General features: G+C 65.3%; 12 protein-coding genes and 1 pseudogene. 9 read left to right on the top strand and 4 right to left on the bottom strand.

Annotated features, from left to right (window positions below; genetic code table 11):
- Nucleotides 1–90 precede the first annotated feature (90 nt).
- Nucleotides 91–952, top strand: a pseudogene (locus tag HZZ16_RS34295) (ISAs1 family transposase).
- Nucleotides 953–982: 30 nt separating this feature from the next.
- Here HZZ16_RS34295 and HZZ16_RS34290 read toward each other — a convergent pair.
- From HZZ16_RS34290 to HZZ16_RS34275, 4 genes are all read right to left on the bottom strand, one after another.
- Nucleotides 983–1,801, bottom strand: coding sequence for an MlaD family protein (locus HZZ16_RS34290; protein WP_197954913.1), 819 nt, complete (start codon nt 1,799–1,801; stop codon nt 983–985).
- 195 nt (nt 1,802–1,996) lie between these two features.
- Nucleotides 1,997–4,213: an acetate--CoA ligase family protein gene (locus HZZ16_RS34285; RefSeq protein ID WP_197954912.1), complete on the bottom strand. Its 2,217-nt coding sequence runs from the start codon at nt 4,211–4,213 to the stop codon at nt 1,997–1,999.
- Nucleotides 4,214–4,356: 143 nt separating this feature from the next.
- The gene (locus HZZ16_RS34280) at nt 4,357–4,926 is read right to left on the bottom strand and encodes a class GN sortase (RefSeq protein ID WP_197954920.1); all 570 of its coding nucleotides are present in this window, start codon (nt 4,924–4,926) and stop codon (nt 4,357–4,359) included.
- 204 nt (nt 4,927–5,130) lie between these two features.
- Complete coding sequence (locus HZZ16_RS34275; RefSeq protein WP_197954911.1) at nt 5,131–7,395, bottom strand: marine proteobacterial sortase target protein; 2,265 nt, start codon at nt 7,393–7,395, stop codon at nt 5,131–5,133.
- Nucleotides 7,396–7,581: 186 nt separating this feature from the next.
- On the opposite strand from HZZ16_RS34275, the gene HZZ16_RS34270 reads away from it, so the two are divergent.
- From HZZ16_RS34270 to HZZ16_RS34235, 8 genes are all read left to right on the top strand, one after another.
- Nucleotides 7,582–8,352 (top strand): helix-turn-helix transcriptional regulator, encoded by a 771-nt coding sequence (locus tag HZZ16_RS34270; protein WP_197954910.1) that lies wholly within the window; start codon nt 7,582–7,584, stop codon nt 8,350–8,352.
- A 164-nt stretch (nt 8,353–8,516) separates the two neighbouring features.
- Nucleotides 8,517–9,653, top strand: coding sequence for an acyl-CoA dehydrogenase family protein (locus HZZ16_RS34265; RefSeq protein ID WP_197954916.1), 1,137 nt, complete (start codon nt 8,517–8,519; stop codon nt 9,651–9,653).
- Nucleotides 9,654–9,779: 126 nt separating this feature from the next.
- A complete protein-coding gene (locus HZZ16_RS34260) occupies nt 9,780–10,943 on the top strand; it encodes an acyl-CoA dehydrogenase family protein (protein WP_197954909.1) in 1,164 nt (387 codons plus the stop codon).
- On the top strand, nt 10,943–11,599 hold the full coding sequence (locus HZZ16_RS34255) for a glutathione S-transferase family protein (protein ID WP_197954907.1): 657 nt from the start codon (nt 10,943–10,945) through the stop codon (nt 11,597–11,599). Before HZZ16_RS34260 ends, HZZ16_RS34255 begins: the two co-directional genes overlap by 1 nt.
- 214 nt (nt 11,600–11,813) lie before the next feature.
- The gene (locus tag HZZ16_RS34250) at nt 11,814–12,614 is read left to right on the top strand and encodes a helix-turn-helix domain-containing protein (RefSeq protein ID WP_197954906.1); all 801 of its coding nucleotides are present in this window, start codon (nt 11,814–11,816) and stop codon (nt 12,612–12,614) included.
- 194 nt (nt 12,615–12,808) lie between these two features.
- Nucleotides 12,809–13,675 carry a beta-keto acid cleavage family enzyme gene (locus HZZ16_RS34245; protein WP_197954897.1) on the top strand — a complete coding sequence of 289 codons (867 nt, stop codon included), beginning with the start codon at nt 12,809–12,811 and terminating at the stop codon, nt 13,673–13,675.
- Nucleotides 13,676–13,817: 142 nt separating this feature from the next.
- Entirely contained in the window at nt 13,818–15,434 is a 1,617-nt protein-coding gene (locus HZZ16_RS34240; protein ID WP_197954895.1) for an acyl-CoA carboxylase subunit beta, read from the top strand.
- Nucleotides 15,431–17,407 carry an acetyl/propionyl/methylcrotonyl-CoA carboxylase subunit alpha gene (locus HZZ16_RS34235; RefSeq protein ID WP_197954893.1) on the top strand — a complete coding sequence of 659 codons (1,977 nt, stop codon included), beginning with the start codon at nt 15,431–15,433 and terminating at the stop codon, nt 17,405–17,407. Before HZZ16_RS34240 ends, HZZ16_RS34235 begins: the two co-directional genes overlap by 4 nt.
- Nucleotides 17,408–17,493: the final 86 nt, after the last annotated feature.

Below are 17,493 nucleotides of genomic sequence, written 5' to 3'. Positions count from 1 at the left end.
GGGCAGGGGAATCGCATGTGATCCTAAGGCATTGCGATTTGGAGAGAAATCGATTCTGAAGGTGGCTCCTGGAGTTGGAAGGAGCGACCCATGGATCGATTTTCGGAGTGCTTCGAAGACCTGCCCGACCCACGTGCGGACAATGCGCTGCACGATCTGACGGAGCTCTTGTTCATCGCCCTGATGGCCACGTTGTGCGGAGCGACGAGTTGCACCGACATGGCGCTGTTTGCGCGGCTGAAGGCTTATCTTTGGCAGGACGTGCTGGTGCTTAAGCATGGATTGCCGAGCCATGACACGTTCAGCCGTGTGTTCCGCATGCTCGATCCAAAAGCGTTCGAAGCGGCATTCCGACGCTTTATGGAGGCTTTCGCTCAAGGTGCGAAGATTGCACAGCCACAAGGCGTGATCGCGTTGGACGGCAAGGCGCTGCGGTGTGGCTACGAGAGCGGCAAAAGCCACATGCCGCCGGTCATGGTGACGGCCTGGGCGGCGCAGACGCGTATGGCGTTGGCCAATGTTCTGGCGCCAAACAACAACGAAGCTCTCGGCGCTTTGCAACTGCTCGAACTCTTGCAACTCAAAGGCTGCGTAGTGACGGCGGATGCACTGCATTGCCACCGCGGCATGGCCAAAAAGATCGTGACGCGGGGCGGCGATTACACGCTACTTCCTGATGAGCCAAAACTACAGTCGAACGCAGGTTTTGCGCATTGTACGCACCCATTGGACCATCGAAAACGGCCTGCACTGGCCGCTCGATGTCATCCTCGCCGAGGATCTGGCCCGCAATCGCAAGGACAACGGCCCGGCCAACCTTGCCGTGCTCAGACGACTCGCCCTCAACGTCGCCAGAGCTCACCCCGATACAAAAATCTCCTTGCGCCTCAAGCTCAAGCGCGCCGGCTGGAACGATACCTTCTTCTTCGAACTCCTAGGCCACATGCGATAGCCCTGCCCTCCAGGGGAGGGTAAGAAAGAGCTATCGCTTCTGCTCGGGCCTGCGCGGCGGCCGCGGCGGCGCCGGCGTGCCGCTCATCTTGTTGGCGGCCTCGCTGACGTCGAGCAGCGAGCGGCGAATGTCGTCGATGTAGCCCGCTGACTTCTTCTTCATGGTGCCGGCAAGCTCGTGCAGCCCCTGGATCTTCTCGAACAATTCGTCCGCCTTGCCGTCGACGAAGCCCGGCACCGCGCCTTCGATCTTGGCGACCGCCTTGTCGAAGCCCGCAAAGGCGCTGTCGACCTTGGCCATGACCGAATCGATCTCCGCGCCCTTGCTCCTGAGATCGGCCGTGTAGGTCTCGAACGTGTGCAGGCCCTCCTTGATCCCTGGGGCGTTGCTCACGATGGTGCGGTCGACGCTGTGCAGGGTTTCGACGATGGTTTCGGCATCGCTGAGATCGGCCGTCAGCACCGGGATGCCGTCCGCGTCCAACGGCACCGGCGGTGCGGAGGGGGCGCCGCCGATCAATGAGATCGCGGCAACGCCGGTGAGGCCCTGGAACTCGATTCCGGCCACTGTGTCCTTGCGGATCGGCGCGCTGTTGTCGAGCATGACGAGCGCCACGATCCTGCGCGGATTCTCCAGTTTGATCGACAGGATCTGGCCGGCGGGCACGCCGTCGAAATTGACCGGCCCGCCGCTGCGCAGCCCGCTGGCGGAGCCGCCTTCGAACACCACGCGCAACTGGCTGCGGCTCTGGATGGTACGCCATTTCTGTACGCCGAGCAGGCCGCCGAACGCCACGGCGATCGCCGCCAGCGTTGCCGTTCCGATCACAAGATTGCTCGCGCGTGCCATGCAGGGGCGATTCTACGGCCAAAGCGGGGAAGTTGGAAGGAGGCCGCGATGGTACGTAGGGCGGGTTAGCGAAGCGTAACCCGCCACCGTCTCTCGTACGCCTGGGGGATGAATAGGTGGATTACGCGGAGCCTGTCATCGGGCCGCGCATAGCGCGGACCCGGTGGCTAATCCACCCTACGGCACGGCGCGACATCAGTGCCCAGCCGCCCGCCTTGCCGCAGCATTGTTCAGCACGATCAGGGCATCGACGGCGACACCGGTCCTGGCGTTGATCAGGAACGGGTTGATGTCGATCGAGGCGATGCGATCGCCCGCATCCGCGATCAGATTGGACAGTCCGACCAGCGCCTTTACGGCAGAGGCCTCGTGCAAGACAGGCCTGCCGCGATAGCCCCGCATCTTGATGCCGGCCTTGGTGCGGCCGATCAGGAACCGTGCTTCGCTCTCGTCCAGCGGCGCGCCGGCGAGCGCGACGTCCTTCATCAGCTCGATGTCGATGCCACCGGTGCCGAACAGCACGACAGGCCCCATCTCGGCATCAAGCGAGGCGCCGACCACCAGCTCGAGCTCGGCCTTGACCTGCTGTGCGATCAGGATGCCGTCGAGCTTCGGCTTGCCCTTGAGCTTCGCCACGCGCGCGGTGATGTCGGCGAACGCCTTCTTCACCTCGGCTGCGCTGTTGAGGTTCAGCACCACTCCGCCGATGTCGGACTTGTGCAGGATCTCGGCGCTGACGAGTTTTGCCACCACCGGAAAGCCGATCTGCTTGGCAATCTTGACGGCGTCCGCCGCGGTCTGTGCGATCGCCTCCTTCGAGATCGGGATGCCGTAGGCCTTGAGCAGCTTCTTCGAGGCGACCTCGTCGAGCGCGGCGCCGGTTGCCGATTTCAATGTCTTCTCCAGCACGGCGCGCGCGGCCGGCTTCGAGCTCGAGACGATATCGGGCACTTCCTTGCGCAGTCTCGCATAGGCGAGCAGCGACTTGATCGCGGTCACCGCGCGGTCCATGCCCTGCATCACCGCGAGATGCGGCAGCGACTTCCGCAGGCCCTTGGTGTATTCGGTAAAGCCGATCGACATCGCGCTGATGTAGATCACCGGCTTGCCCGCCTTGCTCGTCATCTCGTTGACGATACGCAAGTTGCGTTCGCGCAGCTCGTGCGGTGCTTTCGGCAGTTCGGCATCGACGATGACGATGTCGATATCGGGGTCGTCGATCATCAGCTTGATCGACTTCATGTAGACAGAGGGATCGACCACCGCGGCGAAGCCGGCATCAAGCGGATTGCCGACGATCGATCCGGGGCCGAGCATCTTCGCCAGTTCCGCACTGACGTGCGGGCTCAGCGGCGCAAAATTCAGGCCTTCGGCATAGAACGCGTCGATCAGCATGCCGCGCTTGCCGCCGGACAGCGTCACCGCGGCGAGCCGGTCGCCTTTGGGCAAGCCAGCGTGGACGAAGCATTCGGTGGTCTCGATCAGCTCGTCGAGGCCGCCGACGCGGATCACGCCTTCGCGCGTCGCGATCGCGTCGAACGTCTCGATCGAGCCGGCGAGCGCGCCGGTATGGGCCATCGCCGCGGCGCGGCCGCCTTCGGAGGCGCCGAGCTTGAGCGCGATCACGGGCTTGCTCGCCGCGCGCGCCGCCTTGCAGGCTTCGCGGAAGGCCTTGGTGTTGCGCACGCCTTCGAGGTAGACGACGATCACTTTGATGCTCGGATCCTCGGCGAAATAGCGCATCAGGTCCGGCGTCTCGAGCCCGGCCTCGTTGCCTGTGGTCACCATGTAGCCGACGCCGACGCCGCGGTCTTCCAGCGCCTGGCGGATCGCCATGACGATGGCGCCGGATTGGCCGGCGATCGCCACCGCGCCCTGTTCCATGGTGACGATGCGATCGTCGATATTGGTGAAGAGCTTCTCGCCGGCGCTCAAATTGCCGAGGCAGTTCGGGCCGGTGACGGCGAGCCCCGTCTCGCGCACGGCCGCCTGCAATTGCGCAGCCAGCTTCTGGCTTTCGTCATCCTGCAGCTCGCTGAATCCAGAGGTGACGATGGTCGCCGAACGCGCGCCGGCCGCGGCGGCATCGCGGATCACCTGCACAGCAAAGCGCGCAGGCACCAGCACCAGGACGTGATCGGGCTTCTCGGGAAGACTCGCAAAGTCCTTGTAGCAGGGAACGCCCCAGATGGCGTCGCGCTTGGCGTTGACCGGATAGAGGCCGCCTTCGAAACCGTATTTGACCAGATTGTTCCAGATGCGCTCGGCATAATTGCCAGGCTTGTCGGTCGCGCCCACCAGCACGATGTTGCGCGGGTGCAGCATGGCATGGATGCCCTTGACGACGTCTGCCGCGTCCGGCGGCGGAGACCATGGGCGGGACGCGGACGCAGCAGACACATGGGCTTCCATGGCGTGACCTCACCTGTTGTTCTTATTGGTGTCGCGTCACTCTGTTCTATGGCGAGTCCTTTGCAGTGGCAACCATGTGGGCGTCATGCCGTGAGGCGGAATGAAGGCCGCCATCGGCGTGTCTCACCGATCCAGCAGGCGATCTATCTGTCCGCTTCGATCAATGTCGCGTGCAGGATGTAGCGCTCGGGGCCGGATGTGACGGCATCGAATGGCCAGCAGGTCGCGAGAACAAGTTCGAAACCTCGTGCCGAGGTGTCGATCCCCGATGCATCGAAGCGAACCACGGCCGAGGAATCCGCGCGATAGCGAAAGTGTCGACCGTCACTGCGCATGACATCGATGATGTCGCCAATGGCAACATCCTTCAGGAAGCGAAAATGAGTGTCACGATGGGCGGCATAGACGGCAATCCCGCGTTCGCCCGCATCAGCCGTGTGCTGGATATGGCCGGGTCCGAAAGCAAGTGCCTGCCCGCTCGCGCCTTCCAGCACGATGGCACTGGCGCCGATCCGCTTCACCTCGATCCGCGCGATCGGCCAGGTGTCGGCCCATGACCAGGGCTTCACCGCCTGTCCCGTCGCAATGCTTCGGTCGAATGCCCGCTCCAGCAGCAGCTGCGCCAGCCATGCCTTGGCATGGATATAAGCTCCGTCGCCGAACAGGATGAGGCCGATCAGGGCCAATACGAGGGGAGAGATGAGGCGGGGCACTGTTTCCACACTCGTCATTGCGAGCCACCGGGTTCGCGCGACGCGCGGCCCGATGACAGGCTCCGCGAAGCAATCCAGAATCTTTCCGCGGAGGCAGCCTGGATTGCGTCGCTGCGCTCGCAATGACCAAAAAAGGCGCGCGCGGCCGTTTGGAGGGGACGGGCAGCCGCGCGCGCTAACAGAGGAGTCCGGGGCGCTCCTCTCTCAAGCGACGTCGGTGAGCAAGGGCCGACGCCGGTTGAACATGAACAGGATCAGGGCGAGCACGATCAGGATGAAACCCGCGATCATCTTCAGCTCCGCCGAGGTTGCGGTCTTGGGCAGGCGGATCGCATCGGGCGCAGCAGGCGTCGGCCCTCGCGTCGCCGGCTGGTTGCGCGCATCGGTGTGACGTTCGCGCAGCTGTGTCGGCGTCAGATGCGGCCGCTCGCCGAATACCTTCTCGAAGTTCCAGCCCGCGGGCAGGTTGAGCGGCAGCTCGCTGAGCTTCAGCGGCGCGCCGTCGGGACGGCTTGGCGTCTTGTCGACCGCGACGAGGCTGGTCAGCCGCGTGACGATCTGATGGTCGAGCGCCAACGCCAGGATCGCCTTGTCGGAGTCTTCCGGGGTCATCTCGCGCACGGTGCGCGCCACCTCCGCATCGGCGATCTTGCGCCTGGCCCAGAGCTTTGACAGGCCCTTGCCTTCGGCCGCGCTTTGCAGCGGCAACGTCACCGACCACGGACGGTCGCCGACGCGGCCCTTGATCTCGAGCGAGCCTGCGAGCTTGTCGAGTCTCGCCGCCAGCACCAGGGGCTCGTCGCGATAGACGTCGGGAATGATCGCCGGGGTGACGTCGGCGTTGGCCTCGGAAAAGGTTGCGGTGAGGCCGGTCACGGCCGGATTCTCCAGCTTGGCGAACAGGCCGCGCATGCGCTCCTCCACCTGCTCGACGGAGCCGATATGGGTGAAGGCGCCGCGGCCGAGCTCGGCGGCGCGGGTCATCAGATAGGTGTTGGGCGCGGAGCCGATACCGACCATAAAGACGCGCGAGCGGCCGCGCATCGTCGTGATCGCATCGAACAATTGCTGCTCGTTGCCGATCGCGCCGTCGGTCAGGAACACGACCTGGCGGACCATGCCGGTGTCGCCGAGCCTGTCGGTCAGTGCCGCGCGCATCGCCGGTACCATCTCGGTGCCGCCGCGCGCCTGCAAGGCGCTTACGAACGAGATCGCCTCGCCGACATGCGCGGCATCGGCCGGCACGGACGCCGGAAACAGCACGTCCATGGTGTCATCGAAGCGGATCACGTTGAAGCGGTCATTCGGCTGCAGGCGGCCGAGGGCGTAGAGCAGGCTTGCCTTGGCCTGCACGATGGACGTGCCGCCCATCGAGCCGGAATTGTCGATCACGAACACGACCTCGCGCGGCAGCGGCTTCTGCATCGCCTGCTCCGCTCTCGGCGGGGTGATGAAGGCGAGCAGGTAATCGGCATCGCCGATGTGCTCACGAAACAGGCCGACCGACGGCGCTTTCTCGGCAGCCGGCTTCCAGGTCAGTTCGAAGTCACGGTCGGCGGGGACAGTGCCGTCGGCGAGCGTCACCACGCGCGTCATGTTGTCCGGGCCTTCCGTCTTGACGTTGTGATGGTGGCTCTTGACCTCGCCGAGCGCGAAGCCGGCCTGCAGGCGTACCGTGATGCTGGTCGGATTGACCGACGCATTCTTGGCGGGATCCAGCACAGGGGGCGAGATGCGATCACGATCCGGCACCGGGTCTGACGTCGTCGCGCCCCAGCCCGAGCCATCCTTGCGGAAGTCGACGCTCTGGATGATCGGCGCGGGATTGTAGCGCGGTCCGACCACGAGCGGCAGGCGCAACGAATATTCGTTGCCGACTTGATGCACCGGCTCCTGGTACTCGATCTGCACCAGCACGGTTTCGCCGGGACCGATATTGGCGACCGAATTGGTGAAGATGTTCGGCCGTTCCTGCTCGGTGAGCGCGGCCTTCTGGCCGGCGCGGCGCGCCTCCTCGTAGATCACGCGGGCCTGCTGCCGTTCCTTGATGTCGCCGATGATGACGCGGTCGCCGACCACCATCTTCAGCGTATCAACGGCGCCGCCGGCCGCGAGCGGATAGACGTAGGTGGCCTCGACCCAATCCTTGCTCGGGTTGCGGAATGCTTGCGTGACGCGGGCGCGCAAGGTCGGGCCCGACACCGTGATGTCGACATCGGTCCCGAGGCGGATCGCCTCTAGGGTGGCGCCGTCCTCTTTCAGCAGCAGGCTGCCCGACCGTGCCTCGCCGGGCTGGAGCAGGCTGGCCTGTTCGGTCGTTGCCGACCAGCTCGCCCCAAAACTCACCAGCAGGGCCAGGAAGGCGACCAGCATCACCGCGATGCCCTGCGCGAGAAGGAACAGTCCGACCTTGATGAGGCGGCTCAACAGCGGGTGTTCGTCGCTGTCGGCCGTGTCGTAGGAGTCCATTTGCTTGCTCCCGAAGCAGGTTTGCTGGTCCTCAGCATCCGCCGGCGGGGCGGCCTTTCGCGAGCAGAATGATCGGCAATGTTCCGCCGCGGCCGGCCCTGGCTCGTTTCGGCCGGGGCGGTCATGTGCGGTTTTGTGCTGGTTTGTCCGCCCTGCTAGACTGATCGGCCTGGAGCGGGGCTGACGATGCAGACGCAGGACAAACTCACCGACAAGCAGCTTTCGGACGAGCAGAGCCGCGAGATCGCCGAGACCATTCGCGAGGAGCTCGCCCGGCGCCGGATCTCCCGGCAGGCGCTGGCCGAGCAGGCCAAGCTCAGCCTGTCGACGCTGGAGAAGGTGCTCGGCGGCCGGCGGCCGTTCACGCTGGCGACGACGGTCCGCCTGGAGCAGGCGCTCGGCGTTTCCCTGCGCAAAAGTGTCGTCGTGGTGACGCCCCCGGCCGCAAACGACGTCGCGCCCGACAGCCTCGGCTCCTATGCCCATCGCGCGGTGACCTGGCTCGAGGACGTCTACATCACCCTGAGGCCGTCGTTCGGCGACAAGGATGCGATCTTCGCCTATCGCACCGAGATCGCCTGGGAGCCGAAGGTCTCGTCGCTGGTCTTTCGCGAGGGCGAGCGAACCGATGCCGCCTACGAGCATACCGGCGAGGTCGCCGTTCCCCATCAGTCCGGTTTCATCTACCTCGTCATCATCAAGCACGGCCAGCACCGCGTGATCACGGTGTCGCGGCCGACGGTATCTGGCGAGATGTACGGCATCATCTCGACGCTCCGCGCCGGGCCCGGCTCTCAGCTCACGCCGACCGCCGCGCCGATCGCCTATGTGCCGCTCAGGAATATCGCCAAGCCCTCTTTGGGCCGGGTTGCGCCCGACGATCCCAACCACGCCTTGTACCGAAAGCACCTGCGCCGCACGCTGGAAGAGCCGTTTGCGCTGTTTCTGACGTTGTGACCCACGAGAAATAACCAGCATCGGGCGTCCTTGCGTCTATAATTCTTGCGCTCAGTTGCTGCCTTGCTCGGAGCGTTCCGCGCCCATCAGCCACTCCGCGCAAGTGAGCGGCCAAGGTTCCAGCCATGGTGGCCGAGACGAATCCGCTTAAGGCAAGTCTCGCGATGAAGAGCCCGTTCTATACCGCCGATCACGACGCGTTCCGCGAGGTGATGCGGCGCTTCGTCGAGAAGGAGATCGCGCCCTTCGCCCACGACTGGGACGAAGCCGGCGAATTCCCGCGCGAGCTCTATCGCAAGGCGGCCGAGATCGGCCTCTTGGGCCTCGGATTTCCCGAGGAATATGGCGGCATCGCCGCCGACCAGTTCATGAAGCTCGTGGCGAGCCAGGAGCTTGCGCGCGCCGGCGCAGGCGGCGTCAGCGCCAGCCTGATGAGCCACACCATCGGCTCGCCGCCGATCGCGCGGGCCGCACGGGCAGAGGTGAAGGCGCGCGTGCTGCCGCAGGTGCTGGCCGGCGAAAAAATCTCCGCGCTGGCGATCACCGAGCCGGGCGGCGGCTCCGACGTTGCCAACCTGCGCACCCGCGCACGGCGCGACGGCGATCACTACGTCGTCAGCGGGGAGAAGACCTTCATCACCTCAGGCATGCGTGCCGATTACCTGACCGTTGCGGTGCGGACCGGCGGCGAGGGCGCCGGCGGCGTCAGCCTGCTCCTGATCGAAGGCGACACGCCCGGCCTGTCCAGGACGAAGCTCAAGAAGATGGGCTGGTGGGCCTCCGATACCGCGACGCTGCATTTCGACGCATGCCGCGTGCCCGCCGAGAACCTGATCGGCGAGGAGGGCCAAGGCTTCAAGATCATCATGCAGAACTTCAACAGCGAGCGCATGGGCATGGCCGCGAGCTGCACCGCCTTTGCCCGCGTCTGCCTCGACGAGGCGATCGCTTACGCCAAGGAGCGCAAGACCTTCGGCAAGCCGCTCGCGCAGCACCAGGTCATCCGCCACAAGATCGTCGACATGGCGCAGAAGGTCGCGGCATCGCAAGCGATGCTGGAGATGCTGGCCTGGCAGCTCGAGCAGGGCGAGAGCCCGGTCGCCGAGATCTGCATGATGAAGAACCAGGCGACGCAGACCATGGCGTTCTGCGCCTCGGAAGCCGTGCAGATCTTCGGCGGCGCCGGCTTCATGCGCGGCATCAAGGCCGAGCGCATCTACCGCGAGGTCAAGGTCAACGCCATCGGCGGCGGCACCGAGGAGATCATGAAGGATCTGGCGTCGCGGCAGATGGGTCTTTGAACGCTCTCTCCTCGCGTCATTCCGGGGCGCGAGCGAAGCGAGCCCGGATCCATCGAGCCGCAGACACCGTAGAGAAATGGATTCCGGGCTCGCGCTTCGCGCGCCCCGGAATGACGAGAGGCCAAAATGCTATTCACCGCCGACCACGACGACATCCGCCGCTCTTTGCAAAAATTCATCGCAAACGAGATCAATCCTCACGTCGATGAATGGGAGAAGGCCGACATCTTCCCGGCGCACGAGCTATTCAAGAAGATGGGCAGCCTCGGTTTCCTCGGCCTCAACAAGCCGGTCGCGTTCGGCGGGTCGGGTCTCGACTATTCCTACGCGCTGATGATGGCGGAGGAGCTCGGGGCCATCACCTGCGGCGGCGTGCCGATGGCGATCGGGGTGCAGACCGACATGGCGACGCCGGCATTGGCGCGCTTCGGCTCCGACGAGGTGCGGAGCGAATTCCTGGCGCCCTCGATCTCCGGTGACTACGTCGCCTGCATCGGCGTCTCCGAGCCCGGCGCCGGCTCCGACGTCGCCTCGATCAAGACCCAGGCCCGCTCCGACGGCGACGATTACGTCATCAATGGCGGCAAGATGTGGATCACCAACGGCACCCAGGCCGACTGGATCTGCCTGCTCGCCAACACCGGCGACGGTCCCGTTCACCGCAACAAGTCGCTGATCTGCGTGCCCATGAAGGCCAAGGGCGTCACCGTCGCGCGCAAGCTCGACAAGATGGGCATGCGCTCCTCCGACACCGCGCAGATCTTCTTCGACAATGTCCGCGTGCCCAAGCGCAACCGGATCGGCGAGGAGGGCCAGGGTTTCACCTACCAGATGATCCAGTTCCAGGAGGAGCGCTTGTGGGGCGCGGCCGCCTGCCTCAAGGCGCACGAATACATCATCGACCAGACCATCGAATACACCCGCAACCGCAAAGCCTTCGGCAAGTCGATCCTCGACAACCAGGTCGTGCATTTCAAGCTCGCGGAGATGCAGACCGAGGTGGAGCTCCTGCGCGCGCTGATCTATCGCGCCGGCGAGCAGCTGGTCGCGGGCGAGGATGTGACGCGGCTCGCGACCATGGCCAAACTGAAGGCCGGCCGGCTCGGCCGCGAGCTCACCGACGCCTGCTTGCAATTTTGGGGCGGAATGGGTTTTACCAACGAGACGCCGGTCAGCCGCGCCTATCGCGACAGCCGCCTGACCTCGATCGGCGGCGGCGCTGACGAGGTCATGCTGATGGTCCTGTGCAAGATGATGGGGACGCTACCGGGAAGCAAGGGGAACGCCTGATGATCACGCTCTATCACTGCGACGCCGCGCGCTCGTTCCGTCCGCTCTGGATGCTGGAGGAGATGGGGCTGCGCTATGAATTGAAGATGCTGCCGTTCCCGCCGCGCGTCTTCGCCAAGGACTATCTCGCGCTCAATCCGCTCGGCACCATCCCCTTCATGATCGATGGCGAGACCAGGATGACGGAATCCTCCGGCATTTGTCATTACCTCGGCGTCAAGTACGGCCCGACGCCGTTGATGGTCGGCCCCGAGGATCCCGCCTACGGGACGTTCCTGAACTGGATGTATTTCAGCGACGCCACATTAACCTTTCCGCAAACGCTGGTGCTGAGATACACCCAGCTCGAGCCGGAGGAGCGCCGCAACCCGCAAGTCGCCACCGACTACGCGAAATGGTTCCTCGGGCGCCTGCGCGCGGTCGAGGCAGCGACGGCGAATGCCGAAACATTGTGCGCGGGCCGTTTCACCGCCGCTGACATTGTCATCGGTTACGCGCTTCGGCTCGCGAGCAATATCGGGCTTGCTAAGGATTTCGGGCCAAACGTCGCAGCCTATTGGGCGCGCCTGCAGCAACGCGACGGCTACAAGCGCGCCGTTGCTGCGGAGCAAAAGGCCGGGGACGAGCAAAACGTCGCGCCAAGGGTGAGGGCGTAGGTTCCAGGACCGTCATTCCGGGCGATGCGCAGCATTGACCCGGAATCTCGAGGTTCCCGGTGCGCAATGGCGCACCTGAGGTTCGGTCTTGCGGACCGCCCCGGAACGACAGCGCGTGTTTTCATGACAGCGCTATCCTATCGTGACAGCGCGCAAATTTCCGCTAAGGTGACCTCCGTCCGCAGCGGCCAAGACCCGCGCGAGGAGGACCCCAATGGAATATAACGGTCGCGAATCCGACCACCTGATGCTGATCACGCCGGAGCGGGTGTTTTATGCGGGCCTGCTTGGCCGTCCGCGCAAACGGACACCCGGTTGCTGCCATGTCTATGTCGCGGTGAAGGGCAATCTGCACCTGACGATCGACGACGTTCTCACCACCGGCGAGCTGTTCGTCACCCTGCCGAACCAGCGGCATTCCATCGCCAGCGACTATCGCACCGTGATCAGCGTGACGCTGGAGCCGGAAAGCATGCCGGATGGCGTGATCGAAGCCCTGGCCGCGCGCCTGACCGGACCCGACCAGCCCGCCTATGCCCGCAAGATCCTCGCCGCCTATGCCTTGCTGCGTCAGCGCCGCTATGGCGACATCACCACGGCCGAGTTCGACGAGATGTGCTTCGGCGAGGCGCTGCCGCGCCGCGTCTTGGATCCGCGCGTGATGCGTGCGGTGGCCCGCATCCAGCGCTTCTCCGGCGAGCCGGTGACGGCGGATACCTGCGCCGCCGAAGCCGGTCTCTCGGCCTCGCGCTTCCTGCATCTGTTCAAGGAGGAGACCGGCATCTCGTTCCGCTCCTTCCGCGCCTGGAAGCGCGCGCGGCATCTGCTGCACTTCGCCAATCAGGACCTCAACCTCGCCCATCTCGCGCAGGACATCGGCTATCCCGATTCCACCCATTTCAGCCACTCGATCCGCCGCTTCTACGGATTGAAGCCGCGCGCGATCTTCGTCGGCTCGCGCGACCTTGCGATCTATCGCAGCACCGAGACGGTGCGGATGGCGGAGGCGAGTTGATTACTTCGTAGGGTGGATTAGCCGAAGGCGTAATCCACCACTTATGCATCCGCGGAGATAGACCTTGGTGGGTTACGCCTTCGGCTAACCCACCCTACGGCATCTCCTTTCCCAGCTTCTCCGCGCAAGAAGCCGCATGTCGCGCGTCACATGATCGCAAGCGTTGAATTCTCAACGTGCGAGACATCGAACGCATGAGCGACAAGGCCGTCATCACCTGCGCGCTGAACGGCGTGCTCACCGACCCCAGGCAGCACAACGTGCCCGTGACGCCCGAAGAGATGGCGCGCGAGGCCAAGGCGGCGTTCGAGGCCGGCGCGTCCATCATGCACATCCATCTGCGCCAGCAGGCGCCCGGCAGGGGGCATCTGCCGTCCTGGGAGGTCGCGGTCAGCAAGGAGATCCAGCAGGCGATCCGCGAAGCCTGCCCGGGCGTGATCATCAACCACACCTCGGGCGTGTCGGGGCCGAATTATTCAGGCGCGCTCGACTGCATCCGTGAGACCCGGCCGGAGATCGCAGCCTGCAATGCCGGCTCGCTGAACTACCTGAAGGTAAAGGCGGACAACACCTGGGCCTGGCCGCCGATGATGTTCGACAATGCGGTCGAGAAGGTGAAGGACTATCTCGACGTCATGAACGCGGTCGGCACCATCCCCGAGTTCGAATGCTTCGACGTCGGCATCGTCCGCTGCGTCGGCATGTACACCCAGGTCGGCATGTACAAGGGCCCGCTCGAATACAATTTCGTCATGGGCGTCGCCTCCGGCATGCCGGCCGATCCCGAGCTGCTGCCGATCCTCTTGAAGCTGAAGCGCCCCGAGGCGCATTGGCAGGTCACCGCCATCGGCCGCGAGGAGATCTGGCCGCTGCACCAGCGCTGCGCCGAGCTCGGCGGTCACTTGCGCACCGGCCTCGAGGACACCTTCTATCTCGCCGACGGCAAGAAGGTGACGTCGAACGGCGAGCTCATCGAAGCCGTCGCCGCCTGCGCAAGGCGCGCCGGCCGCGAGATCGCGAGCCCCGCGGAAGCGCGGAAGATCTTTGGGACGAACAGGTAGTCACACACTCCGTCATTCCGGGATGGCCCGAAGGGCCAGGCCCGGAATCCATATCCACGATCGGGAGTATGGATTCTCAGATGCGCAAGTGCGCATCGTAGCTCGCGCTGCGCGCGCCCCGGAATGACGGGCAGGAGCACTAATGTCTACCATCGAAAACACCATCTCCCCCGGCAGCGCTGCCTACCACGCCAACCGCGACGGCATGCTCGCGCTGATCGACCGCATGCGCGCGCTGGAAGAGCGCACGCGCGCGGCGTCGGCCGCAGCGAAGGACCGCTTCCACAAGCGCGGTCAATTGCTGCCGCGCGAGCGCGTCGCGCTGGTGCTCGATCCCGGCGCGCCGTTCATCGAGCTGTCGACGCTCGCCGGTTACATGTTCGATGTGCCGGATGCGAACAAGAGCGTGCCGGGCGGCGGAGTCATCGCCGGCATCGGCTTCGTCTCGGGCATCCGCTGCATGGTCAGCGCCAGCGATTCCGGCATCGACGCCGGCGCCCTGCAGCCTTACGGCCTCGACAAGACGCTGCGGGTGCAGGAGCTCGCGCTGGAGAACAAGCTGCCTTATGTGCAGCTGGTCGAAAGCGCCGGCGCCAATCTGCTGCGCTACCGCGTCGAGGATTTCGTCCGCGGCGGCAACATCTTTCGTAACCTCGCGCGGCTCTCCGCGGCGGGTCTGCCGGTCGTCACCGTCACGCACGGCTCCTCCACCGCGGGCGGCGCCTATCAGACCGGCCTCTCCGACTACATCGTCATGGTCCGCGGCCGCACCCGCGCCTTCCTCGCAGGGCCACCGCTGCTGAAAGCCGCGACCGGCGAGATCGCGACCGAGGAAGAGCTCGGCGGCGCCGAGATGCATACGCAGATCTCCGGCCTCGGCGATTATCTCGCCGAGGACGATCGCGACGCACTTCGCATCGCGCGCGAGATCATGGCGGCGCTGGAGTGGGAGCGGCGGGGCAAAATCTCAGTGCAGTTCAAGCCGCCGCGCTACGACCAGGACGAGCTGCTCGGCATCATGCCAATGGACCACAAGCGCCCCGTCGACATGAAACAGGTGATCGCGCGCATCATCGACGATTCCGATTTCACCGAGATGGCGCCGAATTACGGCCCGGCCACCGTCTGCGGCCATGCCCGCATCGAGGGCCAGGCCATCGGCATCATCACCAACAACGGTCCGCTCGATCCCGCCGGCGCCAACAAGGCGACGCATTTCATCCAGGCCTGCTGCCAGACCCGCACGCCGCTGCTCTATCTCAACAACACCACGGGCTACATGGTCGGCAAGGCCTATGAGGAAGCCGGCATGATCAAGCACGGCTCCAAGATGATCCAGGCGGTGACGTCGGCGACAGTACCGCAGATCACCATCTATTGCGGTGCCTCGTTCGGTGCCGGCAATTACGGCATGTGCGGCCACGGCTTCCATCCGCGCTTCTGCTTCTCCTGGCCCAACGCCAAGACCGCGGTGATGGGCGGCGAGCAGGCCGCCGAGACCATGGCGATCGTGACCGAGGCCGCAGCGGCCCGCCGCGGCAAGCCGATCGAGAAGGATAGGCTGGAGGCGATGAAGGCTGAGATCATCGGCGTGTTCGACGGTCAGATGGATGTGTTCTCGACCAGCGCCCGCGTGCTCGACGACGGCGTGATCGATCCGCGCGACACCCGCGCGGTGCTGTCGGAGGTGCTCGCGATCTGCCGCGAAGGCGATGCACGCACGCCGCAGCGCATGCAGTTTTCGGTGGCCCGCCCATGAGGAACGGATCAGTGCAGCACCGGCCGTTCTTCAAGGTCCTGGTCGCCAACCGGGGCGAGATCGCGCTGCGCGTCATGCGCAGCGCGCGAAAACTCGGCCTCGGTGTCGTCGCGGTCTATTCGGATGCGGATCGCGATGCGCTCCATGTGAAGCAGGCGGATCAGGCCGTACGCATCGGCGAAGCCTTGCCGGCGCACTCCTATCTCAACATCCCCGCGATCATCGCCGCGGCCCGGGCCGGCGGCGCGGATGCCGTGCACCCCGGCTATGGCTTCCTCGCAGAGAACGAGGAATTTGCGCGCGCCTGCAAGGATGCCGGCCTCGTCTTCATCGGCCCGTCGCCGCAGGCGATCGAGGCGATGGGCAACAAGGCCGGCGCGAAGGAGATCATGAGGAAGGCGGGCGTGCCGATCGTGCCCGGCTATCAGGGCGCCGACCAGGATGACGAGGTCATGCTCGCCGAAGCCGGGAAGATCGGCTTTCCCGTGATGATCAAGGCGGTCGCGGGCGGCGGCGGGCGCGGCATGCGGCTCGTCACCGATGCGGCCTCGTTTCCCGATGCGCTGCGCAGCGCGCGCTCCGAAGCGAAGGCCGCCTTCGGCGATCCCACACTCATCCTCGAACGCGCGATCCAGAACCCCCGGCACATCGAGATCCAGGTGTTCGGCGACAGCCACGGCAACGCCATCCATCTCGGCGAGCGCGATTGCTCGGTGCAGCGGAGGCACCAGAAGTTGATCGAGGAGGCGCCGTCGCCAGCCGTCACGCCCGAGCTGCGCGCAAGGATGGGCGAGGTCGCAGTCGCCGCGATCAAGGCACTGCGCTATGAGGGCGCCGGCACGCTGGAATTCCTGCTCGATACCGGCGGCGCGTTCTACTTCATGGAGATGAACACGCGCCTGCAGGTCGAGCATCCCGTCACCGAGGCGATCACCGGGCTCGATCTCGTCGAGCTGCAGCTGCGCGTCGCACGCGGCGAGCCGCTGCCGATTAAGCAGCAGGACGTCAAGTTTTCCGGCCATGCCATCGAGGTGCGGCTGTGCTCGGAAGATGCCGCGCACGATTTCATGCCGCAGTCCGGCCGCATGGCGCGCTGGCAGGTGCCTGACGGCATCCGCGTCGAGCACGCGTTGCAGTCAGGCTCGGAGATCCCGCCGTTCTACGATTCCATGATCGCCAAGGTGATCAGCCACGGCGGAAACCGCGAGGAGGCGAGGGGGCGGCTGATCGTCGGCCTCGAGCAGCTCACCGCGTTCGGCGTGACGACCAATCAGGCGTTCCTGATGTCCTGCCTGCGTCATCCCGGCTTTGCCAAAGGCGAGGCGACGACGGCGTTCATCGGCACCCATCGCGACGAGCTGCTTGCGCCGCGTGCGGACGCGGCATTCGAGACGGCGCTGGCAGGCCTGCTGCTCTACGTCACCAATCCGCGCGCGCCGTCGTGGCAAAGCGGGCGGAGCCTCGCCGCCACCTTTCCGCTGCCGGCGAAAATCGAGATCGCCGGCCACGCGCACGAGCTCGACATCACGCGCGAGCGCGACGGCAGCTACACCGTTGCCGGCGATGGCCGGCAAGATCGATTCGAGATCGAGCAACTCGATCCCGACGCCATCCGCTTCCGCCACGCCGGCGTGATGGACAGCGCAAGAATCCTGCGCGAGGGCGATCGGCTCTATCTCCAGCACCGCGGCATTCCGCTCGCGGTCACTGATCTCACCCTCGCCGCGCCGAAGGTGGCCGCCAGCAATGGCGGCGACGGCAAGGTTCGCGCCGCCATGAACGGCCGCGTCGTCGCCGTGCTGGTCAAGCCTGGCGACCGCGTCACCGCCGGCCAGCCGGTGCTGACGCTAGAGGCGATGAAGATGGAGCACGTCCACAAGGCCGGCATCGAGGGCGTGGTCTGCGCGATCGACGTCGCCGAAGGCGAGCAGGTGACGACGGGACGGATCGTGGCGGAGATCGGGGCGGGGTAGCCTCTCCGCCGTCTACCCTACCGCGCTTCGACTAGCCCGCCCCCACGGCGCCTCTCGGACGTCGAAATGCAAGCGATTTCAAAGAG

The organism is Bradyrhizobium glycinis (genome assembly GCF_016031655.1).
Classification (GTDB): Bacteria; Pseudomonadota; Alphaproteobacteria; order Rhizobiales; family Xanthobacteraceae; genus Bradyrhizobium; species Bradyrhizobium glycinis.
Note: the sequence above shows the minus strand (reverse complement) of the source record. Positions and strands in the feature narration are given on the sequence as shown.